Origin of the sequence: Micromonospora sp. NPDC048887, assembly GCF_040649715.1 — a bacterium.
GTDB lineage: Bacteria > Actinomycetota > Actinomycetes > Mycobacteriales > Micromonosporaceae > Micromonospora.
In genome coordinates this window covers 380996-405645 of the sequence record NZ_JBEZGA010000005.1, presented here as the reverse complement: position 1 = coordinate 405645, position 24650 = coordinate 380996, and the positions used below count along the sequence as shown (strand labels likewise).

At 72.1% G+C, this 24650-nt stretch carries 27 protein-coding genes, 2 tRNA genes and 1 pseudogene; 19 read left to right on the top strand and 11 right to left on the bottom strand.

Annotation, left to right across the window (positions count from 1 at the left end; translation table 11 throughout):
• Nucleotides 1-76: 76 nt before the first annotated feature.
• The 6 genes from gyrA to AB0C17_RS11770 all read left to right on the top strand — a co-directional run bounded on the left by gyrA (nt 77) and on the right by AB0C17_RS11770 (nt 4258).
• Nucleotides 77-2596, top strand: coding sequence for a DNA gyrase subunit A (gene gyrA / locus AB0C17_RS11795; RefSeq protein WP_357382172.1), 2520 nt, complete (start codon nt 77-79; stop codon nt 2594-2596).
• Between the two features lie 3 nt (nt 2597-2599).
• On the top strand, nt 2600-3526 hold the full coding sequence (locus AB0C17_RS11790; protein ID WP_357382174.1) for a DUF3566 domain-containing protein: 927 nt from the start codon (nt 2600-2602) through the stop codon (nt 3524-3526).
• A 142-nt stretch (nt 3527-3668) separates the two neighbouring features.
• Nucleotides 3669-3742, top strand: a tRNA-Ile gene (locus AB0C17_RS11785).
• Nucleotides 3743-3786: 44 nt separating this feature from the next.
• On the top strand, nt 3787-3915 hold the full coding sequence (locus tag AB0C17_RS11780) for a DLW-39 family protein (RefSeq protein ID WP_013283222.1): 129 nt from the start codon (nt 3787-3789) through the stop codon (nt 3913-3915).
• 10 nt (nt 3916-3925) lie between these two features.
• A tRNA-Ala gene (locus AB0C17_RS11775) sits at nt 3926-4001 on the top strand.
• A 29-nt stretch (nt 4002-4030) separates the two neighbouring features.
• Entirely contained in the window at nt 4031-4258 is a 228-nt protein-coding gene (locus AB0C17_RS11770; protein WP_357382177.1) for a hypothetical protein, read from the top strand.
• A gap of 51 nt (nt 4259-4309) precedes the next feature.
• Here the strand turns inward: AB0C17_RS11770 and AB0C17_RS11765 are convergent, their stop codons facing one another.
• Nucleotides 4310-4669, bottom strand: coding sequence for a hypothetical protein (locus AB0C17_RS11765; protein ID WP_357382179.1), 360 nt, complete (start codon nt 4667-4669; stop codon nt 4310-4312).
• A 401-nt stretch (nt 4670-5070) separates the two neighbouring features.
• Between AB0C17_RS11765 and AB0C17_RS11760 the strand changes: the two genes are divergently transcribed.
• Nucleotides 5071-5463: an ester cyclase gene (locus AB0C17_RS11760; protein ID WP_357382181.1), complete on the top strand. Its 393-nt coding sequence runs from the start codon at nt 5071-5073 to the stop codon at nt 5461-5463.
• 83 nt (nt 5464-5546) lie between these two features.
• Here the strand turns inward: AB0C17_RS11760 and AB0C17_RS11755 are convergent.
• Together AB0C17_RS11755 and AB0C17_RS11750 are read right to left on the bottom strand one after the other, a co-directional pair.
• Nucleotides 5547-5900: pseudogene (locus AB0C17_RS11755) on the bottom strand (LPXTG cell wall anchor domain-containing protein); the annotation flags it as partial.
• Nucleotides 5901-6080: 180 nt separating this feature from the next.
• Entirely contained in the window at nt 6081-6617 is a 537-nt protein-coding gene (locus AB0C17_RS11750; RefSeq protein WP_357478243.1) for an ATP-binding protein, read from the bottom strand.
• Between the two features lie 51 nt (nt 6618-6668).
• Here AB0C17_RS11750 and AB0C17_RS11745 point away from each other — a divergent pair, with 51 nt between their 5' ends.
• The 4 genes from AB0C17_RS11745 to AB0C17_RS11730 are packed head-to-tail and all read left to right on the top strand — an operon-like array spanning nt 6669 to nt 8638.
• On the top strand, nt 6669-6974 hold the full coding sequence (locus AB0C17_RS11745) for a helix-turn-helix domain-containing protein (RefSeq protein ID WP_357382310.1): 306 nt from the start codon (nt 6669-6671) through the stop codon (nt 6972-6974).
• Nucleotides 6971-7357 carry a VOC family protein gene (locus AB0C17_RS11740; protein ID WP_120572498.1) on the top strand — a complete coding sequence of 129 codons (387 nt, stop codon included), beginning with the start codon at nt 6971-6973 and terminating at the stop codon, nt 7355-7357. Before AB0C17_RS11745 ends, AB0C17_RS11740 begins: the two co-directional genes overlap by 4 nt.
• Nucleotides 7358-7406: 49 nt before the next feature.
• Nucleotides 7407-7916: a hypothetical protein gene (locus AB0C17_RS11735; protein ID WP_357382187.1), complete on the top strand. Its 510-nt coding sequence runs from the start codon at nt 7407-7409 to the stop codon at nt 7914-7916.
• Nucleotides 7917-7957: 41 nt separating this feature from the next.
• Entirely contained in the window at nt 7958-8638 is a 681-nt protein-coding gene (locus AB0C17_RS11730; protein ID WP_357474874.1) for a hypothetical protein, read from the top strand.
• A gap of 3 nt (nt 8639-8641) precedes the next feature.
• Here the strand turns inward: AB0C17_RS11730 and AB0C17_RS11725 are convergent, their stop codons facing one another.
• A complete protein-coding gene (locus AB0C17_RS11725) occupies nt 8642-9232 on the bottom strand; it encodes a dienelactone hydrolase family protein (protein WP_357474877.1) in 591 nt (196 codons plus the stop codon).
• A gap of 65 nt (nt 9233-9297) precedes the next feature.
• Here AB0C17_RS11725 and AB0C17_RS11720 point away from each other — a divergent pair, with 65 nt between their 5' ends.
• Nucleotides 9298-9894: a helix-turn-helix domain-containing protein gene (locus tag AB0C17_RS11720; protein WP_357474880.1), complete on the top strand. Its 597-nt coding sequence runs from the start codon at nt 9298-9300 to the stop codon at nt 9892-9894.
• A gap of 114 nt (nt 9895-10008) precedes the next feature.
• Complete coding sequence (locus AB0C17_RS11715; RefSeq protein WP_357474927.1) at nt 10009-10956, top strand: L-threonylcarbamoyladenylate synthase; 948 nt, start codon at nt 10009-10011, stop codon at nt 10954-10956.
• Here the strand turns inward: AB0C17_RS11715 and AB0C17_RS11710 are convergent.
• Entirely contained in the window at nt 10953-15422 is a 4470-nt protein-coding gene (locus AB0C17_RS11710) for an HAD-IC family P-type ATPase (RefSeq protein WP_357478240.1), read from the bottom strand. The two genes, AB0C17_RS11715 and AB0C17_RS11710, sit on opposite strands and share 4 nt — an antisense overlap.
• Before the next feature lie 193 nt (nt 15423-15615).
• Between AB0C17_RS11710 and AB0C17_RS11705 the strand changes: the two genes are divergently transcribed.
• The 4 genes from AB0C17_RS11705 to AB0C17_RS11690 all read left to right on the top strand — a co-directional run bounded on the left by AB0C17_RS11705 (nt 15616) and on the right by AB0C17_RS11690 (nt 18900).
• A complete protein-coding gene (locus AB0C17_RS11705) occupies nt 15616-16992 on the top strand; it encodes an MFS transporter (protein WP_357478237.1) in 1377 nt (458 codons plus the stop codon).
• A 286-nt stretch (nt 16993-17278) separates the two neighbouring features.
• Nucleotides 17279-18058: an NAD(P)H-binding protein gene (locus AB0C17_RS11700; RefSeq protein WP_357478234.1), complete on the top strand. Its 780-nt coding sequence runs from the start codon at nt 17279-17281 to the stop codon at nt 18056-18058.
• A gap of 36 nt (nt 18059-18094) precedes the next feature.
• Entirely contained in the window at nt 18095-18292 is a 198-nt protein-coding gene (locus tag AB0C17_RS11695) for a hypothetical protein (protein WP_355509530.1), read from the top strand.
• 59 nt (nt 18293-18351) lie between these two features.
• Nucleotides 18352-18900 carry a YbaK/EbsC family protein gene (locus tag AB0C17_RS11690; RefSeq protein ID WP_357382314.1) on the top strand — a complete coding sequence of 183 codons (549 nt, stop codon included), beginning with the start codon at nt 18352-18354 and terminating at the stop codon, nt 18898-18900.
• A gap of 36 nt (nt 18901-18936) precedes the next feature.
• Here AB0C17_RS11690 and AB0C17_RS11685 read toward each other — a convergent pair whose 3' ends face one another.
• From AB0C17_RS11685 to AB0C17_RS11670, 4 genes are all read right to left on the bottom strand, one after another.
• The gene (locus AB0C17_RS11685; protein WP_357478231.1) at nt 18937-19569 is read right to left on the bottom strand and encodes a DsbA family oxidoreductase; all 633 of its coding nucleotides are present in this window, start codon (nt 19567-19569) and stop codon (nt 18937-18939) included.
• A 20-nt stretch (nt 19570-19589) separates the two neighbouring features.
• Nucleotides 19590-20015, bottom strand: coding sequence for a SufE family protein (locus tag AB0C17_RS11680; protein WP_357382203.1), 426 nt, complete (start codon nt 20013-20015; stop codon nt 19590-19592).
• 66 nt (nt 20016-20081) lie between these two features.
• Nucleotides 20082-20501 carry a CBS domain-containing protein gene (locus AB0C17_RS11675; protein WP_357382205.1) on the bottom strand — a complete coding sequence of 140 codons (420 nt, stop codon included), beginning with the start codon at nt 20499-20501 and terminating at the stop codon, nt 20082-20084.
• A 55-nt stretch (nt 20502-20556) separates the two neighbouring features.
• Nucleotides 20557-22326: a proline--tRNA ligase gene (locus AB0C17_RS11670; RefSeq protein ID WP_357478228.1), complete on the bottom strand. Its 1770-nt coding sequence runs from the start codon at nt 22324-22326 to the stop codon at nt 20557-20559.
• 173 nt (nt 22327-22499) lie between these two features.
• Between AB0C17_RS11670 and AB0C17_RS11665 the strand changes: the two genes are divergently transcribed.
• Complete coding sequence (locus AB0C17_RS11665) at nt 22500-22874, top strand: VOC family protein (RefSeq protein WP_357474898.1); 375 nt, start codon at nt 22500-22502, stop codon at nt 22872-22874.
• Nucleotides 22874-23647 (top strand): class I SAM-dependent methyltransferase, encoded by a 774-nt coding sequence (locus AB0C17_RS11660; RefSeq protein WP_357478225.1) that lies wholly within the window; start codon nt 22874-22876, stop codon nt 23645-23647. The genes AB0C17_RS11665 and AB0C17_RS11660 overlap by 1 nt, the downstream gene beginning before the upstream one ends.
• Here the strand turns inward: AB0C17_RS11660 and AB0C17_RS11655 are convergent.
• On the bottom strand, nt 23622-23813 hold the full coding sequence (locus AB0C17_RS11655) for a DUF397 domain-containing protein (RefSeq protein ID WP_357474904.1): 192 nt from the start codon (nt 23811-23813) through the stop codon (nt 23622-23624). The two genes, AB0C17_RS11660 and AB0C17_RS11655, sit on opposite strands and share 26 nt — an antisense overlap.
• Nucleotides 23804-24607, bottom strand: coding sequence for a DUF5753 domain-containing protein (locus AB0C17_RS11650; RefSeq protein ID WP_357474907.1), 804 nt, complete (start codon nt 24605-24607; stop codon nt 23804-23806). The genes AB0C17_RS11655 and AB0C17_RS11650 overlap by 10 nt, the downstream gene beginning before the upstream one ends.
• Between the last annotated feature and the right edge of the window lie 43 nt (nt 24608-24650).

Sequence of the window (24650 nt, the reverse complement as noted above, 5' to 3'; positions counted from 1 at the left end):
TATCCACAGTCTGAACGCTTTCCACAGCCGTTATCCACAGCGAGACCACGACTGAAGAGTCTGATAAGGGTTAACAGTGACCGATACTCCCGAGTCCACCCCGAACGAGCCGGAGACCCCGGAGGCACTGGCCGCGGTTGTCCAGCACGACCGGATCGAGCCGGTCGGCCTCGAGGTCGAGATGCAGCGCTCGTACCTCGACTACGCGATGAGCGTCATCGTCGGGCGGGCCCTGCCGGACGTCCGGGACGGGCTCAAGCCGGTCCACCGCAAGATCCTCTACGCCATGTTCGACTCCGGCTACCGGCCGGACCGCGGGTACGTGAAGTGCTCCCGCGTCGTCGGCGACGTGATGGGCCAGTTCCACCCGCACGGTGACTCGGCCATCTACGACGCGCTGGTCCGGATGGCGCAGCCGTGGTCGCTGCGCTACCCGCTCGTCGACGGCAACGGCAACTTCGGCTCGCCGGGCAATGATCCGGCTGCCGCCATGAGATATACGGAGTGCAAGCTCGACCCGCTGGCGATGGAGATGCTGCGGGACATCGACGAGGACACCGTCGACCTGCAGGACAACTACGACGGCCGGGCCAAGGAGCCCACCATCCTGCCGTCGCGGATCCCGAACCTGCTGATCAACGGTTCCGAGGGCATCGCGGTCGGCATGGCCACCAAGATCCCGCCGCACAACCTGCGCGAGATCGGCGCGGCCGTGCAGTGGTGCCTGGAGCACCCGGAGGCCGACGAGGCCACCACGCTGGAAGCCCTGCTGGAGATCGTCAAGGGCCCGGACTTCCCGACCCACGGCCTGATCGTCGGCCAGGCGGCCATCCAGGACGCGTACCGGACCGGGCGTGGCTCGATCCGGATGCGCGCCGTGGTCGAGGTGGAGGAGGACAAGCGGGGTCGGCCGGCGCTCGTGGTCAGCGAGCTGCCCTACCAGGTCAACCCGGACAACCTCGCCGAGCGCATCGCCGAGCTGATTAAGGAGGGCAAGCTCGCCGGCATCGCCGACATCCGCGACGAGTCCTCCGGGCGTACCGGTATGCGGATCGTGCTCGTGCTCAAGCGCGACGCGGTCGCCAAGGTGGTGCTGAACAACCTCTACAAGCACACCCAGCTCCAGGAGACGTTCGGCGCCAACATGCTGGCGCTGGTCGACGGCGTGCCGCGCACGCTCAACCTGGCCCAGTTCATCCGCTACTACGTCGAGCACCAGATCGAGGTGATCCGGCGGCGGACCGCGTTCCGGCTGCGCAAGGCCGAGGAGCGGGCGCACATCCTGCGCGGTCTGTCCAAGGCGCTGGACGCCCTGGACGAGGTGATCGCCCTGATCCGTCGCTCGCCCACTGTGGAGGACGCCCGGCAGGGCCTGATCCGGCTGCTGGACATCGACGAGGTCCAGGCGACCGCGATCCTGGACATGCAGCTGCGCCGGCTCGCCGCCCTGGAGCGGCAGCGGATCCTGGACGACCTGGCGAAGCTCGAACTGGAGATCGCCGACCTCAAGGACATCCTGGCCAAGCCGGAGCGGCAGCGGCAGATCGTCTCGGAGGAGCTGGGCGAGATCGTCGCGAAGTGGGGCGACGAGCGGCGCACGAAGATCGTGCCGTTCGACGGCGAGGTCTCGATGGAGGACCTCATCGCCCGCGAGGACGTGGTGGTGACGATCACGCGCACCGGGTACGCGAAGCGGACGAAGGTCGATCTCTACCGGTCACAGCGCCGCGGCGGGAAGGGCGTCAGCGGGGCGACGCTCCGCCAGGACGACATCGTCAGCCACTTCTTCGTATGCTCTACCCACGACTGGATCCTGTTCTTCACGAACAAGGGTCGGGTCTACCGGGCGAAGGCTTACGAGCTTCCCGAGGCCAGTAGGGTGGCCAAGGGCCAGCACGTGGCCAACCTGCTCGCGTTCCAGCCCGACGAGCAGATCGCGCAGATCATTGAAATCCCGAACTACCAGGTGGCGCCCTACCTGGTACTGGCCACGAAGAACGGCCTGGTGAAGAAGACGCGGCTCGAGGAGTTCGACTCCAACCGTTCCGGCGGCATCATCGCGATCAACCTGCGCGATGAGGACGAGCTGGTCGGTGCGGTGCTGGCCGCACCGGAGGACGACCTGTTGCTGGTGTCGAAGAACGCCCAGGCGATCCGCTTCAACGCCACCGACGACGCGCTGCGTCCGATGGGCCGGGCCACCTCCGGCGTGATCGGCATGCGCTTCAGCGGCGAGGACGAGTTGCTCGCCGTCGAGGTGGTGCGAGAGGGTCTTGACGTTCTGGTCGCGACGAACGGGGGTTACGCGAAACGTACCCCGATCGAGGAATACCCGGTCCAGGGCCGGGGAGGTAAGGGCGTGCTGACCGCGAAGATCACCGAGCGACGCGGTGGCCTGGTCGGCGCGGTCGTGATCGATCCGGAGGACGAGCTGTTCGCCATCACGAGCAACGGCGGCGTCATTCGGACTCCGGTGAAGCCTGTACGCCGTACGCGTGACCGGAACACAATGGGGGTCAAGCTGATGGACCTCCCGGACGGCGTGACTATCGTGGCGATTGCTCGCAATGCCGACGAGCCTGACGAACAGGACTAGTTGATGACGGAGACACAGGCGAAGTCGGGGAACAAGGGGACCTCGGCCAATCCGGTCGAGGAGGAGGCCGCGCAGGGCGGCACACCAGCGACCGGCCGCGCGGCCGTGGGCCGGGCCACGGTTCCCGCCGACGCGCCTGCCCCGAAGTTCACCCGGGCTCCCGGCATGACCCCGCCTCCGGACAAGCCGGGCGAGGACTCCGGTTCCCGGGACTCGACCGAGACCAAGGTCGACGCGCCGACGTCGGCCGACGGTCTGGCCGCTCCGGCCGCCAATTCCGCGAACGCCACGAACACCCAGGCGATCAAGATGCCGTCGGCGTCCGGCCGGGCCTCCACGGGCACGACCGGCACGCAGCCCCGGATCGGCGCCGGCCTGGGCACCGCCCCGAAGACGTCACCGGACGGCTCGCGTCCGGCCGGCGCCGGGAACGCCCAGAACCGGCCCGCAAACGGCGGCGGCCTGCCGCCGGGCATCAGCGGCGCGGCAGCCGTCGGCGCCGCGCGCGTGGGTGAGGCGGTACGCGCCGCGCGTACCTCGGTCGGCTCGGCCGCGTCGCGCGGACCGCGACGGGCCCGGCTGAACCTGAAGCGGATCGACCCGTGGTCGGTGATGAAGTTCGCCTTCGCGGTGTCCGTGGTTCTCTTCATCGTGGTCGTCGTGGCGACGTCGGTGCTCTACCTGGCGCTGGACGCGATGGGTGTGTTCAAGAGCGTCAACGACAGCCTGACCGACCTGGTGAACGCCGGGGGCGGCCAGGGTGGCGGCGGCTTCCGGATCACCGCCAAGGGCGTGATCCTGACGTCGGCGCTGATCGGCCTGGTGAACGTCGTGCTGTTCACCGCGCTGGCCACGCTCAGCGCGTTCGTCTACAACGTCTGCGCCGACCTGGTCGGCGGCATCGAGCTGACGCTCGCCGAGCGGGACTGATCGGCCGACGCCGGGGCACCGCGTAAAGCGGTCGCCCCGGCGTCGTGCGTCCGGGTAGGTTCGAGATGGCGCGGGTGCTTCCGCCGCGGACCCCGATTTGGGCGCGGTGGAGGCGATGGGTTAACCTAGCTCGTCGCTACGCGGGGCTATAGCTCAGTCGGTTAGAGCGCAGAGCTGATAACTCTGAGGTCGCTGGTTCGATTCCAGCTAGCCCCACCGCACATCGTCCGACGGCAGTCGAGCGCGAGGGGTCAAGCAACATGTTCAAGAAGCTCCTGATCCTGGCCGGCATCGTCGGTGTGGCCGCCGTCGTGGCCAAGAAGGTCAAGGCCTCGAACGACGAGCGCGCCCTGTGGCACGAGGCGACCACGGCACCCGACCTGCGCTGAGCACCGTCACGGGGCCCTAGCTCAACTGGCAGAGCACTGCCTTTGCAAGGCAGGGGTTAGGGGTTCGAGTCCCCTGGGCTCCACCAGCACTTTCCCCGGTTGGTGGCTGTCGAGCATGACCATGGCTAGGCGGGAGCCGTCGGCATCGCGCGAGCGGGCCGACCGCCTGACGCTGATTGACCGCTGGCGCCACTTCGTGCCGGACCGCCCAGTCCTCTTGAACGCCGGCGAGACGATCTGGATCGAAGACGGCCGCCTCCTGGTGCATCGGATCGATGGGCGGCTGGATACGTACCCCGGCTTGATGAACCGCTGCGATTGCCGAGATCGGCGAGACGATTGACAGCAGCCGGGGCACGGACAGAGACACGACAGTCCGCTGGGCTCCACCACATCACGTCGTCTGATCACCAGCGGCTGTTGATGCGGCCGTGTCGAGTGCCGCCTGGGCAGTCGGCTTCCATCGATCAGCGAAAGCCTCGGCGAACCGTTCATGATCTGATCGGCGTCGCACCCGGCCGACCTTCCGGCTGCGGTGTTGGAGCACGTGATGCCCGAGCTCGTGCAGCAGTACGTCGAACCGCATGAAGTCCCGCAACGATGCGGCTTTCGATAGCGGTTGCTCGTAGAGGACGATCTCGCCTGGCACTCGGGTCCTGCCGTAGACGACGAATCCGGGCCGGAAGTCCTCGGTCTGCCGCAGCTCGACAGCGCGCAACCCGTACCACGCCCAGGACCCGAGGGTCTCCAGCACGTCGCGAACGTCTTGTCCGCTCGCCGGGTGCGCGAACCCGGGCCGCGGTGCGTGAACGTGGATCCGCACCCGGTCGAGCCGGGGCGCCCGCCGGAGTGCCTGGCGGGAGCGGGAATCTGTTCGGAGGCTTCGGCTCACAGCGGCCATGCTCGACGGGCGGCACTACCTACGACAACGGGTTTCTCCGCACGTACTGCCGGTGAGGACGGAATCGGAGCCGGTGCCCTACCGATCGGTACAGAACATGATCCTGATCATGGACCGATCGGTACAGAACCCTGGTACGGTCGTTGCAGAACCGAGCGGTACAAAAACTCGCTCCAGTGATCGGCCCGGGGACACGGGCCGGCATCAACAGATGAGGAAGACCGATCATGAGCTCCACCGCGACGGATGCAGGCATGTCCACCCAGGAACTGCGGGACTTCTACCTGCGGTACGTCGAGCTGGCCAACAAGCGGGAGTTCGCCCGCATGGCGGACTTCGCCCACGAGGAGGTCATCATGAACGGCACCTCGGTCAAGATGGCCGACATGGTGGCCGAGTTCTACAAGCACGTGGAAGCGGTGCCGGACCTCCACTGGGAGATCCAGGACGTCGTCGTCGAGGGTGATCGAATCGCCGCTCGGCTCGTCGACACGGGCACCCCGGTCAAGGAGTGGAACGGTCTGACGGCCACCGGCAAATCGGTGTCGTTCACCGAGACCGCCTTCTACCGGGTCCAGGACGGCAAGTTCAAGTTCATGTCGTACCTGATGGACACCGACTCGGTGCGGCGTCAACTCGCCGGCTGACGCTTCGCGGCTCCAGCAGGCGGGGAATCCTGAAACGCGGTGCGCCCAGCCGATGAAGCATCGAGCTGGGCGCACCCGGGCAACTATGCGACGAAGCGGGAACGACGTCGGCGTCCGATGACGTAGCTGGCGCCACCGAGGAGCAGAAGCGCCCCGCCGACGCCGGCCACGGTCGCGATGTCGGTGCCGGTCACGGGTAGCCCGCCGCCCTCACCACCACCGGGCGCGCCGAGGCTGGCGGAGGGAGTGACGGGCGGTACGACGGTCGACGTGGCGCTGGGCGTCGCGGTCGGTGTGGGCGTGGGCCGAGACGGCGTCGGAGTCGGAGTCGGCGTCGGCTGGGACGCGCAGTCGAGCGCACGAGCCTCGTACAGGCCGTTGTTCAGGTACGCGAGGTATACCTCGACCGACGGGTTGTCGAGTACCTTCTGCGCGGCGCTGCGGTTTGCGCCGCTGCCGGCGCCGCCGGAATCAAAAAGGCCAGCGCCACCAGGGCACCGGCCGGAATCTTCCATTGCATGTGGACTTTTCTCCCCGTGTAGATCAAAACATGGAGATGTTACCGGCGTCGGTCCGGAAAGCAAGGGCATTGACGTGGTCGATCGTGTGCGAATTCGCTAAGGGCACAGCCGATCAACTGCCTCTTTTATCGCCGCCATCCGGTTCGCCAGTGGGCCCGCCAGCACGTCGACGAGGTCGAATCCCGCCTCCCGGTACGTCAGTTCATGGACGCGTTCGAAGACGAGCGACTCCTCGAAGGTGATCCGACGCGCGGCGGTCGCCTCGACGAAACCCTGATTCCGTATGAAGAAGACGGTCCGCTCCGTCGTCATACCCTCGATCTCGTCGAGCAGGGCGGGTGGCGGCGTCAACCCTAGGTGACGGCACAACGCGAGCGTGCAAACGGGTGAGCGATCGTGGAACACCACGTCGCCGCCAAACAGCTCGGCTCGGCGGCAGCGCTCCCGCTGGAGATCCAGCACCTGCTCGGCGAAGTCCGGCTCACGCCACGGCTCCGGCCGCCCGAGTGCCTGGCGCAGCGCGATCACGTCGGTCGCGGCCTCCTCCACGATGTGGTACCCGTCGACCTCCAGGTGGCGCAGGATCGCTGTCTTACCGGAGCCGGGAGCGCCGGTGAGGATGTATCCGGGCATGACGTCCTCCGATTGCGGTAAACCTCTTGATAGGCAAGCCGCTGCTTGCCTATCGTGGGTGCCGTGGGCGACCTGTACCAGGCGCTGGCCGATCCCACCCGCCGCCTGATCCTCGACGAGCTGACCGAGCGCGACGGTCAGACCCTGTTCGAGATCTGCGGCCGGCTGGCCACCAAGCACCAGGTCACCTCGTCCCGGCAGGCGATCTCCCAGCACCTCGACGTCCTGGAGGCCGCCGGCCTGCTCGTCACGCGGCGGCAGGGCCGCTACAAGTTCCACCACCTCGACACCCGGCCGCTGCGATCGATCACCGAGCGATGGCTCAGGTCCGCCGCACCCACCCAGGAGAACCCATGAGAATCAACCTCACCAGCGTGTACGTCGACGACCAGGCGAAGGCCCTGCGCTTCTACACCGAGGTGCTCGGTTTCGTGAAAAAGACGGACGTGCCGACCGGGGAGTACCGCTGGCTGACTGTGGTGTCGCCGGACGCCCCGGACGGCGTGGAGTTGCTGCTGGAACCCGACGCGCACCCGGCCGCCAAGGCGTTCAAGGAGGCGCTCGCCGGCGACGGAATCCCGCTGACGCAGTTCGCCGTCGACGACGTGGCCGCCGAGCACGACCGGCTGCGCGGCCTCGGCGTGCTGTTCACCCAGGAGCCGGTCGACATGGGCCCGGTGACCACCGCCGTGTTCGACGACACCTGCGGCAACCTGATCCAGATTGCACAGTACCGGTAGCGGGCCGACGGTGGCCGGTTCGTGGCGGAGCCCGGAGTTGGCGGCCGCGGTGACCCGCCTGGAGGGCGAGATCCGGGACGCCTGGGCACGGCTGCGCGATGAGCTGGACGTCGCCGCGGGCTCACCGGAGGAACGCGAGCTGGCCTGGCTCGTCGTGGACGACCCCGGGGCGTACGACTGGCGGACCGTTGACGGTGCGGTGGACCGGCTGACCTGTCCCGACTGCGGGGCGCGACTGGCCGCCGGACCGGTGACGTGTGCGACGTGCGAGTTCCGCGACCGGATGCGGTTCGGCGCCCGGGAGCGGGACCGCCCGCAGGTGCCGCCCGGCAACGAGCACGCGCTGCGGGTGGCAACGGCGGTGACCCGAAACCGGCATCGCTACTCGCCACGGGCCCGGGCCGGCTACGAGCTGGTGCTGCCGGACCTGCTGGCCGGCGCCCTGCCCACGACTCCCCAGGCCCAGGCGGCGAAGGCGCTGATCAACAAGCTGACCGCCGACGAGTGTGACCGGGTCGCGAGCCTCGCCGAGGTGGAGGAACTGGCGAGAGGACGTTGACTCGGCGGGAACCGCTGGACACGGTCGGTCACCCTGACGGCATGACGGTGTGGCGGCGCCCGTACTCGCTGGACCTGACCACCTCCGGCGCGATGTGCGCGGTGGTGGGGACGGCCGCTTTCCTGGTGTTCTTCGTGGTCACGGGCGTTCGCGGCGTCTATCCGGTCCCGATGGCGGCGTTCGCTGCGGCTTGGACCGCCGCCGGTCTGGTCGTCTGGGCCCGCCGCGCGATGCTCGGCGTCTGGGTGAGCCCCGTCGGCGTACGCTCGCGCTCGCTGTTCCACACGACCACAGTGCCGTGGGCGTCGGTCGTGGAGATCCACAGCGGTACGGGTTCGATAGTGGGCCTGGACATGGGCCGCGACGCGATCGTCATCGAGCGGATCGACGGCGCGCCGGTGCAGACGCCGATCCAGTCCGGCGCCATCATCCGGCCGTTCCGCCTGGAGCTGACCCGGCTGGTCACCTGGCCGGAGCACTACGACGAGATCCTCGCGACCCTGCGGGAGTGCCACCGCAACGCCCGGCCCCCGGAGCGGCGCGGGCCGGCGGGCCCGGCGCCGGACCAGGTCCGCGCCGACCGTCCGGGCCGGACCCGCCCGCCCGCGCCGAGCGCCGGGCGGCGGCGCGACATCCACGCGCTGACCCGGCAGTACGAGCGTGGGGCGCTGACCGACGCCGAGTACGCGGCCCAGTTGGCGCGGCTGCGGGGCGACGGGTAGGCGTCAGCCGAGCCGGTCGAGAAGTTCGCGGCTACGGCTGATCACCAGAGCGGTCGCCTCGGCGTCGTACGAGGGCAGGGAACTGTCGGTGAACAGGTGCCGGTCGCCGGGGTAGACGTACAGCTCGCCGCGCTCGGGACCGACGATCGACACCAGCTCACGGGCGGCGTCCACGTCGCCTTCCAGCCCGAAGAACGGATCCTGCTCCATGCCGTGCACCTGTACCGCCACCCCGTCGGGCCACGGACCGATCGCCCACTCGCCGGTCACCGGCAGGCAGGCCTCGTAGAGCAGCGCGGCCCGGGCCCCGGCCCGGGTCTGGGCGAGCCGCTGGGCGGTCGCGGCGCCGAAGGACACGCCCGCGTAGACGAGGCCGGCGGGCAGGTCGGCGACGAACGCGTCCGCGCGCTGGTCGAGGACGTCGCCGCCGATCCGCTTGGTCAGCGCGGCGCCGTCCTCGATGGTGGCCGGCTGTTCGCCGTCGAACAGGTCGGGGGTGTGGACGGTGTGCCCACCGGAGCGCAGCGAGTCAGCGAGCGCGCGTACCCCGTCCGTGAGCCCTTGAATGTGGTGGAAGAGCACGATCTCGGCCATCACTACACTCCTGGATTGTCGAACCAGAGTTGTCGAACGAACCAGAATATTAGAACGGTCGAGAAATGTCGGTCAATCAGCGGATCCCGGACTACGACCTCGACGACCTGCTCGTGGTCACCGCACCGGAGCAGTTGCGCGCGCTCGCCGACCCGCTGCGGAGCACGCTGCTGGAGCTGCTCCTGGAGCGTGCCGCCACGGTCAACGAGCTGGCCGTCGCCGTCGGCCGGCCCAAGAGCAGCGTGGCCTACCACGTGAACCAACTGGTGGACGCCGGTCTGCTGCGCGTGGTGCGGACCCGCCGGGTACGCGCCATCGAGGAGCGGTTCTACGGGCGTGTCGCCCGCACCTACTACGTCGGCGCGCTCAGCCGGCCCGAGGACAAACGGGTGGCCGCCGGAATCAACGGGCTCGCCGAGGCGGCCGCCGAGTCCGCCGCCGCGCACGCCGCCGACGAGCTGCGCTGCACGCTCGTGCACGCCCGTATCCCGATCGAGGACGTCCGGGAGTTCTGGGCGGAGGTCCAGGCGCTGGCCCGGCGGTTCACCCAGATCCCCCGGGCCGGCGACCAGGTGTACGGCTTCGCCGCCGGCCTCTACCCGACCGACGCGCCCACGCTGCCGGACACGGACCCGGACACGGACCGCGGCCGGACCGACTGAGCCCGAGCCGTTGAGCTGTCACCGAGCCGGGCTGAGGCCGCCGACGGGGTCTTGCCGGGGCGGCGAACCCGGCAGGCTAGCGTCGGAAGCGTGAGCACCGGATCCCCGCGCGTCCTGCCGGCCGAGAGCGGCATCGACGAGGCAGCCGCCGTCCTGCGCGCCGGCGGGCTGGTCGCCTTCCCCACCGAGACGGTCTACGGGCTCGGCGCCAACGCGCTCGACGCCCGGGCCGCCGCGCGGATCTTCGAGGCGAAGGCCCGGCCCAGCTTCGACCCGCTGATCAGCCACCTCGCCGACGCCGCCGACCTGGCCGCGCTGGTGGGCGAGGTGCCGGCGGCGGTGGCCGAGCTGGCGAAGCGCTTCTGGCCCGGTCCGCTCACCCTGATCGTGGACCGGCCGGAGACCATCCCACCGATCGTCACCTCCGGCCTGGACACCATGGCGGTACGGGTGCCGGACGAGCCGTCGGCGCGGGCGCTGATCGCGGCGGCCGGTGTGCCGGTGGCCGCGCCGAGCGCCAACCGGTTCGGCCAGCTCAGCCCCACCCGCGCCGAGCACGTGGTGGCCGGGCTGGGCGGCGCGGTGGACGTGGTGCTCGACGGCGGTCCCACCCGGTGCGGCATCGAGTCGACGATCGTGGACGCCCGGGGCGAGCGGCCGGTGGTGCTGCGGCTGGGGGCGCTGCCGATCGAGGCGCTCGTCGAGGCGGTCGGCCCGGTCGAGGTGCGCCAGGGCAGCTCCGGTCAGCCGGTCGCGCCCGGGACGCTCGCCGCGCACTACGCCCCGCGTACCCCGTTGCGGTTGGGCGCGGCGGCCGAGCCCGGCGGTGGCCGGCGGGGGTTCCTGGCCTTCCGGGAGCCACCGGCGGAGGGTGACTGGGCGGCGGTGGAGGTGCTGTCGCCCGACGGCGACGTGACCGCGGCGGCGGCACGCCTGTTCGACGCGCTGCACCGGCTGGACGCGGCCGGGGTGACCGAGATCGTCGCCGAGGCGGTGCCGGAGACCGGCGTGGGTCGGGCGGTGAACGACAGGCTGCGCCGGGCCGCCGCCACCTGGCACTAAGAACCGGGCTGCGGCAGGCGGTCCATCAACTTGGTCAGCGTGCCGTTGGCGAACGTCGCGCCGAGCGCCGAGCCGGTGGCGATGGTCCAGCCCACCGGGCCGAGCGGGGTGCAGCCGAAGAACTGGCTGACGCCCGGCGTCTGCACCACCGCCACGAGCACGCCCACCGACGCGGCGGTGGCGGCGAGCACGCTGGGGCTGGTGCCGCCAGCCAGCACCGTCTGCCCGAGCTGGGTGCCGATCAGGGAGGCGAGCGCGACGGTGCTGGCGCGACGCTGGGTACCGGTCCACCTGGCGATCGTCCAGCCGGCCGTCGCGCCCAGCGTGGTCGACGCGGCGCGGAGCCCGATCTCCCGGGTCATGGTGACGCCGAGCGAGGAGTCCGGCCCCTCCCGCAGCAGGTGGTCGGCGCTGTCGTCGGCGGGTGGGCGGACCGCGATGGCGAGCGCGGGTGCCAGGTCGGTGAGCAGGTTGACCAGCAGCAACTGCCGGCCGCCCAGGGCGGACCGGCCGGTCGCGGCGGCGCTGAGCACGCTGAACGCGATCTCTCCGAGGTTGCCGCCGACCAGGATGCTCAGCGCGTGCCGGACGGAAGACCACATGGCCCGGCCCTCGACCAGCGTGGCGATGATCGTCTCCAGCCGGTCGTCGGTGACCACCAGGTCGGCGGCGGCGCGGGCGGCGGGAGTGCCGCGCTGGCCGAGCGCGATACCGACGTCGGCGAGCCGGATCGCCGGGGCGTCGTTGGCGCCGTCACCCGTCATCGCGACGGTTCGGTCCTGGCGCTGCAACGCCTGGATGATCCGTACCTTGTGCGCGGGCGTGCAGCGCGCCACCACGTCGGTGGCCATCAGGCGCTCGGCGAGCGCGGCGTCGTCCAGCCGGTCCAGATCGGTGGCGGTGACGACGCGCTGGCTGCCGTCGTCCGGGCTGATGGTGGCGGCGATCGCCTCGGCCGTGGCCGGGTGGTCGCCGGTGATCATGACGGTGTGCACGCCCGCGGCGCGGATCCGGGCCACCGCCGGCCGGGCGCTGTCCCGCACCCCGTCGGCCAGGGTCAGGAAACCCACGAAGACCAGCCCGTCGACCTGCTCGTCGCTGACCTGCTCGGTGGCGACCGGGCACTCGGCCACGGCGAGGATGCGGTGCCCGGCGCCGGCCCGCCCGGCCAGCATCGCCTGCACCTCCTCGCGCCCGGCCGCGTCAAGCGGGCGGTCGCCCTCGGCGGTGCGCCGGGACGCGCAGCGCGGCAGCACCGACTCGGGTGCGCCCTTCACGCTCAGCAGCAGCCCGTCGGCGGCCCGGCCGACGGTGGCGCTGTAGCCCCGGGACGGCTCGAACGGCAGCCCGGCCGTGGCGGCCCAGTCCGCCGCACCGGTCCGCTCGGTGACCCCGGCGGCGTCCGCGCCGTGGCGTACCGCCCGGTCGGTCTGCTGCGGCAACTCGTCCGGGTCGTCCGCGGCCGGGGTGGCCCGCACCGCGGCGGCCAGCGTCGACCGGAGCGGGTCGTCCAGCTCGTCGAGCACGGCGTACCGGCCGTCGCCAGTGCCCACCCCGGCCAGCAGCAGCTTCCCCTCGGTCAGCGTGCCGGTCTTGTCGAAGCAGAGCACGTCGACCCGGCCCAGCGCCTCGATGGTCCGGGGGTTGCGGACCAGAGCGCCGTGCTCGGCCAGCCGCCGCGCCGCCGCCAGCTGCGCGGCACTGACCAGGAACGGCAACCCCTCCGGCACCGACGCCACGGCCAGGTTCGCGGCGGTCGCCGCCGTCTCGGCAAGGGGTACGCCCCGAAGCAGCCCCGCCCCCGCGACAGCGATCGCCGAGGCGGCCGCCAGGGGTACGGCGCTGCTTGTCAGCTTGCCCAGCCGCGCCTCCACCCCACTGGCGGGCGGGGCCTGCCGCGCCATGGCGAGGCTCCGCCCGGCCTCGGTCTCCGCGCCGGTGGCCACCACCACAGCGGTGCCGAGCCCGGCGGCGACAGTGGTGCCCTCGAACAGCATCGAGTGCCGTTCCGCGACGGCCGCCGCCACCACCGGTTCCGGGCTCTTGCGCACCGGCAGCGACTCGCCGGTCAGTGACGACTCGTCCGCCTCCAGTCCGTCGCTCGTCAGCACCCGGCAGTCCGCCGGTACGGCGTCCCCGGAGCTGACCGTGATCACGTCACCGCGTACCAGCTCCTCGGCGGGCACCACCCGCTCGGCGCCGTCGCGCAGCACCCGGGCGGTGACCGCCGAACGGGACAGCAACTCGGCCAGCGACCGTTCGGTGTTGCGCTGGTGCACCGCGCCGACCAGCGCCGACCCGGCCACCACCCCGCCGACCAGTGCGGCGTCGACCAGCGAGCCGAACGCGGCGGAGAGCACCGCACCGGCGGCCAGCACCGGGGTGAGCGGGTTGGACAGCTCCTCCACGAACGCGCGGAGCAGCCCGGCCGGGCCGCGCTCGTCCCCGACCTCGACCCGGCGGCGACGGACCGCCTCCTCCTCGGCCAGCCCGGACGGGTCGGTGGCGAGCTGGTCCAGGACGGTCTGCGCCGGCATGAGATGCCAGGCGGTGAGCGCGGGCATCGGGGCGCCGGTACGGTCCGGCAGCCGGTGCGCCCGGAGCACGCCGTGCGCGAACGCGAGCGCCGCCGCGCCGTTGACCGCCGCCAGGGTCGGGCGGGGCAGCCGCCGCCGGTCCGCGGTGAACGCGCCGAGTGCGCCGAGCCCACTGCCGGCCATGGCGATCCGGACGTTCTGCGCTGTCATCCGGCGGGCCACCCCGGCGGCGTCGACGAGCAGGGCGGGTATCCGCAGGTCGTCACCGACCAGCAGGTGCGCGCCCCACGGCGGCAGGTCGTCCGGGCCGTACACGCCGAGGCCGCAGTCCGAGGCGGCTAGTGCCGACCGCTCACCGGAGACCACCATCACCACGGCGCCCTCGCGTTGCAGGTCGTGCACCGCGTCGGCGAGCCGGGAACCACCGGGTACGAGCAGGTCCGCGAAGTCGTACCGGCCGTCGTCCGCGCCGCCGACCACGAGCCGCAGGCCCGCCTGCCGGGCGGCCGACGCCAGCGCGTCCACACCCGGCGCGGGCTCCGGATCGACCCGCAGCACGGCGGCGAGCCGGCCGTTCTCGGCCAGCCCGAGCAGCCGTCCACCGTCGGCGCGCAGCCGGGCGCTGTCCGGGGTGTCACCGGGATCGTCGGCGCCGAGGCGGTCCAGCGGGCCGATCCGCCAGCCCTCGGCGGCGCGTACCGCGTCCGGCTCGGCCGGGTCGAACAACGCGAACGCCCGGGCGGCGACCTGCCCGGTGTCGGCGTCGGCCAGCGGCGCGAGGTCGGCCAGGACACCACGGTCCGAACCGAGCACCGCCGCGTCGAGCACCACCGTGTCGATCCGGTCCAGCTCCCGCAGCACGCTACGGTCCATCGCGATCACGCCGCGCCGGGCGAGCATCCGGCCGAGCTGGGCGCCGTACCCCTCGCGGCCGGAGCCGGGCGCCTTCGGCAGCGAGGACAGCGCCAGCGCGGCGGCCCGCTTCGGCCCCAGCACCGGCAGCGCCGCCGCTCCGGCGACCGCGCCGGCCGGGAGCACGCGCTTGGCGTACCGCTCGGGCTGCCCGTCCGGCACCGGGCAGGGCCGCTCGCCGTCAGGCACCCGGGCCACAGCCCGCTCCGGGTCACCGGTCAGGTGCGGTTCGGCCCGCCGCCACGCGGCCAGTTGCGCGGCGCCCTCGCCCCACTGCACCACGCGCTGCGCGCCGTCGAGCACGATGCCCGCCCAGCCGCCGGTGAGACCCTGCACCACCGCCTCGGCCAGCGGGAACAGCACCTCGGCGCGCGGGTCGGCGCGGATCCCCAGGCCGGCCAGCGCGTGCAACTTCGGGTGCAGGTCGACAGCGCCGAGCAGCCCGGCCACCTCGGCGGGGATGGGAGTGAGCGGCAGGACACGGGTGGCCGCGGAGATGCTCAACCCGAGCACGTCGGACAGCAGCGCGCCGAACGTCCGCGCGGTACGCGGACCGTCCTCGGGCGGCTGCGGCGGTTCGATCTCCGGGTCCGGCTCGTACGGGCAGGTCCGCTCGACGCGCGCCACCGTGGCGATCAGGTCGCGCAGCTTCGGCGCCGGATCCCCGGTGGCCACCACCACCCGGCCCGACGGCGCGTTGACCCGTGCCCAGGTCACACCCGGCATCGACTCCAGCGCCGCCTCGACCTGGCGGGCCAGCCGGTCACCGCCGTCCTGGCAGACGCCGTGCACCTCGATGTGGTGCCGGCCGTCCTGCGACCACACCCGGCGACTGGTCAGCCCGGTGAGGCGGGCCAGCCGGGCCGCCGCCGTACCGACGCTGCCCGCGACCTCGGTGACCTTGGCGGGCACGGCGTCGGTGGGCAGGGCCGACCCGACGGTACGCGCGACGCGCGCGGCCGCTCCCGGTACGGCCGTCGGCGACAGCAGGAGGCCGGCGAACCGTCCCAGCGCCATCTCGCCTCCCGGTCTCGTCCCGGCGGCCCGACTTCCCGGCGCGGCGTCCGTCATGCCACCCCGACGGCAGAAGTTTCCGGTCATGCGCCGCCGCTCCCTCCGTTCCGGGTGTCCCGCCGTGTCCGGCGTCCCGGGGGACGAGACGCACGACACAGTTGACCTCAACCGGGGGTGAGGTCCGAGGCTGAACGCCATGACCAGCACCGCCGCCGTACCGGCTGATCCACCCGTCGACCTCTGGTCGCCGCGCCTGCGGGCGATGACTGTGGGCAGCGTGGCCCTGGTGTCCCTGCTCGCGTTCGAGGCGTTGGCGGTGGGCACCGCCATGCCGACAGTGGCGCGCAGCCTGGACGGGCTCGGCCTGTACGCGCTGGCGTTCGGCGGCCCGTTCGCCTCCGGCGTGGTGGCGATGGTCGCCTCCGGCATCTGGTGTGACGCGCGCGGACCACGTCCGGCCATGTGGCACGGGGTCGTCTGGTTCGTCGCCGGGCTGGTGGTGGCCGGTGCCGCGACGACCATGGAGGTGCTCGTCGTCGGGCGGGTGGTGCAGGGCTTCGGCTCCGGACTGGTCTCGGTGGCGCTCTACGTGGTCGTCGGTCAGGCGTACCCGGAGCAGTTGCGACGGCGGATCTTCGCCGCGTTCGCCGCGGCGTGGGTGGTGCCGTCGCTCGTCGGCCCGGCGCTGGCCGGGCTGATCGTGGAACACCTGGGCTGGCGGTGGGTGTTCCTCGCGGTGCCGGCGGTGGCGATCCCGGCGGCGCTGCTGGTCCAGCCGGGGCTGCGGGCGCTGACCGGAACCGTGGCGACCCGCCCGCCGACGGGCGCACTGGCCCGGATCGGCTGGGCCTGCGGGGCGGGGGCGAGCGCCGCACTGCTGCACTACGGGGGGCAGCAGCGCGGCGTGCTCGCCGCCGGCCTGATCGCCGTGGCGCTGGCCGGGCTGCTCGCCTGCGTGCCGCACCTGCTGCCGGCCGGGTTCCTGCGTGCGGCACGGGGGTTGCCGACGGTGATCGGGCTGCGCGCGCTGGCGTCGGCGGCGTTCGTCGCCGCCGAGGTGGTGATCCCGCTGATGTTGTCCCGGGAGCGCGGTTTCTCGCCCACCGGGGCCGGCCTGGTGCTGACCGTCGGAGCGCTGTCCTGGTCGGTGGGCTCGTGGATCCAGGGCCGGATCAGCTCACCCCGTTCGGCGGCGACGCTGCCCCGCGCGGGGCTGGCCTGCATCACGATCGGTACGGCGGGCGTGGCATCCGCGCTGCTCCCGGGACTGCCGGTGCTGCCGGCGGTGCTGAGCTGGTCGGTGGCCGGGCTGGGCATGGGCCTGCTCTATCCGTCGCTGTCGGTGCTCACCCTGGCCCAGTCCGCCCCGGCCGAGCAGGGCCGCAACAGCTCCGCGCTGCAACTGGGCGACTCGCTCGCCGCCGCCACCGTGCTGGCGCTCACGGGCGCGGTCCTGGCCGCCGGTTCGTCCCCCGGCCCGGCCGGCTACGCGACCACGCTGGCCGTGGCCGCCGCCTGCGGCCTGCTCGGCCTGGCCGTGGCCGGCCGAGTCTCCCCCCACCCCACCTCCTGACCCCCGCCTACCGTCCCCCTCATCCGTCCTCACCGGTTGATCAAGGAGTTTGTGTCAGAAGGTGGGCCGAGATCCGACACCAACTCCTTGGTCAACAAGGGCGGACGAGGTCGGGGAGAGGGCGGGTGGGTGGCTCGGACGGGGTGATCCGGGCCGGGCGGGCCGCCGGATGGCGCAGGATCGGGTGAGGGCGCTGCCGGGCGGGCGGCTGTCACGATCCGGGTCGGCATTCCGTCCCACCGTGGAGCCGCTGTGTGGCGGCTGCGCGTGGGCGGGAGGAGTGGCGATGCGGGTGCTGGTGACCGGGGCGACCGGACGGCTCGGGCGGGTGGCGGTGCCGCGACTGCGGGACGAGGGCTTCACGCTGCGGGCGGTCAGCCGCCGGCCGCGTACCGGGGACGGGGTCGAGTGGGTGACCGCCGACCTGGCCACCGGTGCCGGGCTGGCCGAGGCGGTCGCCGGGACGGACGCGGTGCTGCATCTGGCGTCGTCGCCGCAGCGGCGTACCCACGACGTCGACGTGCTCGGCACCCGCCGTCTGGCCGTGGCCGCCGGGCACGCCGGGGTGCGCCACCTGGTCTTCGTCTCGATCGTCGGCGTCGACCGGGTGCCGCTCGGCTACTACCGGCACAAGCTGGCGGCCGAGCAGGTGGTGGCCGCCGGGCCGGTGCCGTGGAGCGTGCTGCGGGCCACCCAGTTCCCGGAGTTCCTGGCCGGGCTGCTGAGCGGCGCGAGCCGCCTCGGCCCGGTGATCGGGGACCGCGCGGTGCTCGCCCAGCCGGTCGACCCGGTCGACGTGGCGGACCGGCTCGCGGTCCTGCTGCTGGCCGGGCCGTCGAACCGGGTCGAGGACTTCGGCGGACCGCAGGTGCTGCGCTTCGACGAGGCGGCCCGCGCCTGGCTGACGGCACGCCGGGTACGGCGTCCGCTGCTGCCGGTCCGGATCCCCGGGCGGCTCGGGCGGGAGCTGCGCGCGGGCGGCCTCACCACCACCGCCACGCCGACCGGCAAGCGGACCTGGGCCGACTACCTGGCGGACACGTACGGGGGAACCGGCGGAAGATGAGAACCGGTCGGGTCCGCACCGGCCTACGGTGACCGCATGCTGGTCTTCGTCGCCACAGTGGTCCTCTACGTATTCGGTTTCGTCTTCCTCTACGGCGTGATCCGGGTCGGCGTCCGGCACGGCATCGAGGACGCCGAGGCGAACCGTCCCGAGGCGCTGCGCCGCCGGCAGCTCACCACCACCGAGAGCCGGGACTTCGCCCAGGAGAACGCCTTCCTCACCAATCCCAACTGAAGGGCGCGGGCGGGGTCCGGCCGGTCGATCCGCGAGGCGGGTGCGAGGATCGCGGCATGATGGGGACGCTGAAGACGGAGCCGGCCCGGACCCGGCTCGACCTGCTGGCCCCGCCGGTCGCCGCAGCCCTGCGGGAGTGGCCGGCCGAGGCCCCGGTGGACGTGGACGACGTGCTTGTCGCCCCGATCGACGCCGACCTGGCCGACACCGCCGCCTTCTGCGAGGCGTACGAGGTGGGGCTGTCGGAGTCGGCCAACTGCGTGGTGGTCGCCGGTAAGCGGGGCGGCGAGACCCGGTACGCGGCCTGCGTCGTACTCGCCACCACCCGCGCCGACGTGAACGGCGTGGTCCGCAAGCTGCTCGACGTACGCAAGGCGAGCTTCGCGCCGATGGCCGAGGCGGTCGAGTCGAGCGGCATGGAGTACGGCGGGATCACGCCGATCGGCCTGCCGGCGGACTGGCCGATCCTCGTCGACTCCCGGGTGATCGCCACGCCGCACGTGATCATCGGATCGGGCGTACGGCACAGCAAGATCGCCCTGCCCGGGCCGGCGCTCGGCGCACTGCCCGGGGCGAGGGTGGTGGAGGACCTGGCCAAGCCGGCCTAGGTCCTCATCCGCATCGATCTTGTTCCACGTGAAACATCAGGCTGCCGCTTCGCGCTGCGCCACCTCGCGCAGCGCGGCGAGCAGCGTCTCCGGCTCCTGGGCGCCGGTGACCGCGTACTTCCCGGCCAGCACGAACGTCGGCACGCTGGAGACGCCGAGCTGGTGGGCGGTGCTCAGGTCGGCGGCCACCTCCCGGCGGCCCAGGTTCGACTCCAGGTACTGCCGCGCCTCGGTCTCGTCCAGCCCGGCCTCGCCGGCCAGCGTGACCAGCGCGTCGATCGACCCGACGTCGACGCCGTCGTGGAAGTGCGCACGGTAGAGCCGCTCGACCATCTCGGCGGAGCGGCCCTGCTCGGTGGCGAAGCGAACCAGCCGGTGCGCGTCGAACGTGTTCGCCGCCACCGCGCGGTCGAACCGCAGGTCGAGGCCCGCGCCCGCGGCGACGCCGATGACGTGCGCGGCCATGCCCTCGGCCTTGTCCCGCCCGCCGAACTTGTCGCCGAGAGCCTCCAGCAGCGGCTTCGGCTCGGTGACCGGCGTCGGGTCCAGCTGGAACGGCCGGAACCGGACGTTCACCTCGCCGTCGTACGACTCCAGTGCCTGCTCCAGCCGGCGCTTGCCGATCCAGCACCAGGGGCAGACCACGTCGGCGTAGATCTCGATGTCCATGACCAGCGACAACCCGCGGATCAGGAGATCTGTTCCCGGACCTGGCGCTTGAGCCGGGCCAGGATGGCGGTGCCGCCGCGTACCCGCAACGGGCTGATCGCCTGCGCCAGGCCCATCCGCTGATAGAGGTCGTCCGGTACGGCCAGCACCTCCTCGGCGCTCGCCCCGGCCAGCCCTTCGGCGAGGATGCCGGCGAACGCCCGGGTGGTGGGCGCCTCCGGCGGGCAGTCGAAGACGGTGCTCACGGTCTTGTCCGCGTTCACCTCGGCGCGCAGGAAGAACGCGGTCTGGCACTCGGGGACCTGCTCCAGCTCCTCCCGGCTCACGCCCTCGGGGAGGGGCGGGATCACGTCGGCGAACTCCAGCAGCATCTCCAGGACGACGTCGCGGGGCGCGGCGGCGAACTCGTCGACGATCTCGGCCAGCTTGGTCGGCATCTCGGGCATGAGTCGAGGCTATCCGCCAACCGGCGGTGCCGAGCGGGCCCCGCGCCACGCGAGCGGGGCCCACCCTCACACGTTCGGTGCGGCCTCGCTGATGTCGCTGAGCGCCGACTGGGGGTCGAGCTGCATGGCGAGGTCACCGAGGGAGACGATGCCGACGAGCTTGCGCTCGTTGTCACACACGAGGACCCGGCGGATGTTGCGCTCGCGCATCAGCGCCGCCGCCTCGTTCGCCGTGCAGTTCTGCTCGATCATCACCACCTCGCGGGTGATGATCGAACCGATGGTCGTGCTGCCGGGGTCGGCGCGCTCGGCCACCGCCCGGACCACGATGTCGCGGTCGGTCAGCATGCCGGCGAGCGTGGCGCCGTCGGTCACCACCACGTCGCCGATGTCCGACTCCTTCATCACCCGGGCCGCCTCGTCCAACGGGGTCTCCGCCGGGAGGTAGACCACCTGCCTGGTCATGACGTCACTGACACGGAACATGAGAGCCTCCGAAATGCTTCGGTCGATCCGTCTGCGGTACCCGGTGGCGCGATTGCTACACCCCGTCGCGGTGCGTCGCGCGTACGTCGTCGCGCAGTCGCTCCACGATGGCCTCCACCGGCAGTTCGGTGCGCTCACCGGTGGCCCGGTCGCGCAGTTCCACGTAACCCTCGGCCAGGCGGCGGCCGACCACGACGGCGCGTGGGATGCCGATCAGCTCGGCGTCGGTGAACTTCACCCCGGCGGAGACGTGCGTGCGGTCGTCGACCAGCACGCGCAGGCCGGCGGCGGCGAGACGCCCGCCGAGGTCGAGCGCCGCGTCGAGCTGCGGCCCTTTCCCGGCGGCGATCAGGTGTACGTCGCACGGCGCGACAGCGGCCGGCCAGACCAGCCCTCTGTCGTCGTGGTGCTGTTCGGCAACGGCGGCGACCGCCCGGGACACGCCGATGCCGTAGCAGCCCATCGTGGGTCGCACCGGCTTGCCCTGAGGGCCGAGCACGTCGACGGTGAACGCGTCGGTGTACCGGCGGCCGAGCTGGAAGATGTGCCCGACCTCGATGCCCCGCCGGAGGGTCAGCTCGCCGTCGGCGCAGGCCGGGCAGCTGTCACCGGGCCGCACCTCGGCCGCCTCGATCGTGCCGTCCGGTACGAAGTCGCGCCTGCACACCACGTCGGTGGCGTGCCGGCCCGGCTCGTTCGCGCCGGTCAGCCAGGTGGTGCCGGGCACCACGCGGGGGTCGACCAGATAGCGGATGCCGTGCTTGGCCAGGATCTGCGGCCCGATGTAGCCGCGGACCAGCTCCGGGTGGGCGTCCCAGTCCTCGAAGACGGTCACGGTGGCCGGGGCCAGCACCGCCTCGACGCGCTTGAGGTCCACCTCGCGGTCGCCGGGCAGGCCGATCACCAGCGGCTCGTGCTGCTCGGCGCCGGGCCGGCGGACGGTGAGGACGACGTTCTTCAACGTGTCGGCGGCGGTCCAGCCGGTGCGCCCGCCCAGCTTCCGTGCCTCGGCCAGCTCGACCAGGGCGGCGATGGTCGGCGTCTCCGGGGTGTCGTGCACCTCGGTGGGCGGGTGGGCGTCCGGGTCACCGGCGGCCGGGGCGCGGGTCACCACCGCCTCGGTGTTCGCCGCGTAGTCGCAGGCGGTGCAGCCGACGAACGTGTCCTCGCCGACCGGCGTGGCGGCCAGGAACTCCTCCGACGCTGACCCACCCATCGCGCCGGACATCGCGTGGACGGTGGTGAAGTCCAGCCCGAGCCGGGTGAAGACGCGCGTGTAGGCGGCCCGATGCCTGTCGTAGGCCGCCTGGAGCCCGGCCTCGTCGAGGTCGAACGAGTAGGCGTCCTTCATCAGGAACTCGCGCCCGCGCAGCAGACCGGCCCGGGGCCGGGCCTCGTCACGGAACTTGGTCTGGATCTGGAACAGCGTCACCGGGAAGTCCCGGTACGAGGAGAACAGGTCCTTCACCAGTAGCGCGGCCAGCTCCTCGTGGGTCGGCGCGAGCAGATGGTCGGCGCCCTTGCGGTCGGCGAACGTGAAGATGTCGTCCCCGTACTCGGTCCACCGCCCGCTGATCCGGTAGGGCTCGGCCGGGAGCAGCGCCGGGAAGTGCACCTCCTGGTCGCCGATCGCTGTCATCTCGTCCCGCACGATCGCGGTGATCCGGTCCAGCACGAGCTTGCCCAGCGGCAGCCACGTGTAGCCACCCGGCGCGGCCCGGCGGACGTATCCGGCGCGCAGCAGCAGCCGGTGGCTCGGCACCTCCGCGTCGGCCGGGTCCTCGCGGAGGGTCCGGAGCAGCAGGGTCGACATGCGTAGCAGCATTGCCGCAGCTTATGGCGCGAGCGGACGGCCGGGCGACCCCTTTCGGTGTCCGTGCCGACCGATCGTCGCAAGCTCGGCGAGGTGGCGGTATCGACACCAGCGGGATGCCGCCACCCCGCCGAGGTGGCGCGGACGGGCCAGAAAATGTCGCGGGGGTCGGGTAGGAATGCGGCATGGCTGAGCGACCGCTGATGAAGCTGACGACCACGGTGCTGGACGCACCGTCCGCAGAGGACCTGGCCGCGTTCTACGAGCGGCTGCTCGGCTGGACCCGGCGCGAGCAGGAACCCGAGTGGGTGGTGCTCGCTCCGCCGGAGGGCGGCCACTGGCTGGCGTTCCAGGACGAGTCGGCCTACGTGCGGCCCGTGTGGCCGGCGGGTCCCGGTGACCAGCAGATGTCGGTCCACCTGGACATCAAGGTCGACGACCTGGAGTCGGCCGTGGCGTACGCGGTGTCGGTGGGCGCGACGCTGCCCGACTTCCAGCCGCAGGACGACGTCCGGGTGCTCCTCGACCCGGTGGGTCATCCGTTCTGCTTCTACCTCTGATGACGGGTGGCGTCACCGCGTCGGCTCGCGCGACCAGCCAGTACGCGACGACGACGGGCAATCTGACCGCCCGGATGGCGTTGCACTCGTACGGCACCAACCCGCACGGCTGGTTCGGCTGGCTGGGCGAGCGGCTTCCACTGGGCGGGGACGTGCTGGAGGTCGGTGCCGGCACCGGCGAGCTGTGGCAGAGGGTGAGCCATCGTGGCCGGCTGATCCTCACCGACTTCTCGCCCGCCATGTGCGCGCGGCTGCGCGAGGTGCCCGGCGCCGGGGTGCTGCGCTGCGACGCCGCCCGCCTGCCGTTCCGTGCCGGAGCGGTCGACGCGGTGATCGCCAACAGCACGCTCTACCACCTGGATGACCCGGACGCCGCACTGCGCGACTTCGCCCGGGTGCTGCGCCCGGGCGGGCGGCTGGCTGTCGCCGTGAACGGCCGCGACCACATGGCCGAGCTGAACATGCTCGGCCCGGTGATCGGGTGCCCGGACCTGGCGGTCCGGTTCCACGATCAGAACGACGTCACCGCCGAGACGACACCGGCCCGGGTCGCCGCCCACTTCACCGATGTGACGGTCGAGCGCTACCCGGACGAGCTGGCAGTGCCGGCCGCGGAGCCGATCCTGGCGTACATCGCCAGCATGATCGGGCCGCTCACGGCCGCGCAGGAGTCGGCCGCCCGCACCGCGATCGAGGCCCGCATCGACGCCGAGGGCACCTTCCGGGTACGCAAGCACACGGTGCTGATCAGCGCGACGCGTGGCTCCCGCTGAGCCGGACGAAGGCACGCCAGGCGTCAGGTGTGAAGGTGAGTACCGGCCCGGCCGGGTCCTTGCTGTCCCGCACCCCGACCACCCCGGCCAGGTTGTCCGCCACCTCGACGCACTCGCTGTGTCCGCTGCGGATCGACTTGCGCCAGATCGCACCGATCAGCTCCATGACTCGACCACTTCCTTCATCAGCTCGATCGACTGCCGGCGGGACAGTGCTTCACTCCGGACACTCTCCCACCTGGACAGCAGGATGGCCACGTCCTCATCTTTGTCGATCACTGTTCCGCCGAGCTGGTTCTCCAGATAGCCGATCCAACCCCCGTCAGCGCCCCGCGCGAGGGTGAACGGCCCGGTCAGTCCGACGTGGAGGCCCAAATCGGCCGGAATGACGTGCACCGCGACGTGGGGATGGTTGCTCGCCTCGATCAGGTGCGCGACCTGCTGACTCATCAACCCGCGAAAGCTCTCGTCGGCGCGGCGCAACACGGTCTCCTCGATCACCGCGACGAACTTGAGCGGATCGGTACCGGCCAGCACCGCCTGCCGGTCGAGTCGGACCGCGAGCCGCCGTTCCGCCTCCTGCTCGGCGAGCATGTCGTCGGTGCGGATCATCGCGCGGGCGTAGTTCTCGGTCTGCAACAGTCCCGGGATGAGGCTGGGCTGATAACAGCGCAACTGCTGCGCCTGGCGTTCGGCTTCGAGCCAGGGGCGGAACCAGCTCGGCTGGCCGTCGCGCTCGGCGAGCTTGAGCAGCGACATCAACAGCCCGCCGGTGCCGAGCACGTCGTCGGCCCGGGCGAGGAAGAACCGGTCGAGCGGCCGGTGGCCCAGCTCGACCGCCGACACCTGGGAGCCGGAGAAGTGCACCAGCTTCCCGAACTCCTCCTGGCTCAGCTCGGCCCGCAGCCGCAGCCGCCGCAGTTGGGCGCGGATCAGCTCGGCGGTCGGCTCGTTCTCCACACGCCCTCCCCGGTCGGTTGCCGGTCTCCCGGACTCTCCCCGG

Excerpts from the sequence above, each read along its gene's own strand:
- AB0C17_RS11655 (WP_357474904.1), bottom strand. The coding sequence starts at position 23,813 with ATGGAGCTGATCGGTGCGATCTGGCGCAAGTCGATCCGCAGCGGACAC.
- AB0C17_RS11760 (WP_357382181.1), top strand. The coding sequence starts at position 5,071 with ATGTCCACCCAGGAACTGCGGGACTTCTACCTGCGGTACGTCGAGCTG.
- AB0C17_RS11730 (WP_357474874.1), top strand. The coding sequence starts at position 7,958 with ATGACGGTGTGGCGGCGCCCGTACTCGCTGGACCTGACCACCTCCGGC.
- AB0C17_RS11780 (WP_013283222.1), top strand. The coding sequence starts at position 3,787 with ATGTTCAAGAAGCTCCTGATCCTGGCCGGCATCGTCGGTGTGGCCGCC.
- AB0C17_RS11660 (WP_357478225.1), top strand. The coding sequence starts at position 22,874 with ATGACGGGTGGCGTCACCGCGTCGGCTCGCGCGACCAGCCAGTACGCG.
- AB0C17_RS11720 (WP_357474880.1), top strand. The coding sequence starts at position 9,298 with ATGTCGGTCAATCAGCGGATCCCGGACTACGACCTCGACGACCTGCTC.
- AB0C17_RS11750 (WP_357478243.1), bottom strand. The coding sequence starts at position 6,617 with ATGCCCGGATACATCCTCACCGGCGCTCCCGGCTCCGGTAAGACAGCG.
- AB0C17_RS11705 (WP_357478237.1), top strand. The coding sequence starts at position 15,616 with ATGACCAGCACCGCCGCCGTACCGGCTGATCCACCCGTCGACCTCTGG.
- AB0C17_RS11680 (WP_357382203.1), bottom strand. The coding sequence starts at position 20,015 with ATGCCCGAGATGCCGACCAAGCTGGCCGAGATCGTCGACGAGTTCGCC.
- AB0C17_RS11690 (WP_357382314.1), top strand. The coding sequence starts at position 18,352 with ATGGGGACGCTGAAGACGGAGCCGGCCCGGACCCGGCTCGACCTGCTG.
- AB0C17_RS11695 (WP_355509530.1), top strand. The coding sequence starts at position 18,095 with ATGCTGGTCTTCGTCGCCACAGTGGTCCTCTACGTATTCGGTTTCGTC.
- AB0C17_RS11790 (WP_357382174.1), top strand. The coding sequence starts at position 2,600 with ATGACGGAGACACAGGCGAAGTCGGGGAACAAGGGGACCTCGGCCAAT.
- AB0C17_RS11685 (WP_357478231.1), bottom strand. The coding sequence starts at position 19,569 with ATGGACATCGAGATCTACGCCGACGTGGTCTGCCCCTGGTGCTGGATC.
- AB0C17_RS11740 (WP_120572498.1), top strand. The coding sequence starts at position 6,971 with ATGAGAATCAACCTCACCAGCGTGTACGTCGACGACCAGGCGAAGGCC.
- AB0C17_RS11700 (WP_357478234.1), top strand. The coding sequence starts at position 17,279 with ATGCGGGTGCTGGTGACCGGGGCGACCGGACGGCTCGGGCGGGTGGCG.
- AB0C17_RS11665 (WP_357474898.1), top strand. The coding sequence starts at position 22,500 with ATGGCTGAGCGACCGCTGATGAAGCTGACGACCACGGTGCTGGACGCA.
- AB0C17_RS11670 (WP_357478228.1), bottom strand. The coding sequence starts at position 22,326 with ATGCTGCTACGCATGTCGACCCTGCTGCTCCGGACCCTCCGCGAGGAC.
- AB0C17_RS11725 (WP_357474877.1), bottom strand. The coding sequence starts at position 9,232 with ATGGCCGAGATCGTGCTCTTCCACCACATTCAAGGGCTCACGGACGGG.
- AB0C17_RS11675 (WP_357382205.1), bottom strand. The coding sequence starts at position 20,501 with ATGTTCCGTGTCAGTGACGTCATGACCAGGCAGGTGGTCTACCTCCCG.
- AB0C17_RS11770 (WP_357382177.1), top strand. The coding sequence starts at position 4,031 with ATGACCATGGCTAGGCGGGAGCCGTCGGCATCGCGCGAGCGGGCCGAC.
- AB0C17_RS11710 (WP_357478240.1), bottom strand. The coding sequence starts at position 15,422 with ATGGCGCTGGGACGGTTCGCCGGCCTCCTGCTGTCGCCGACGGCCGTA.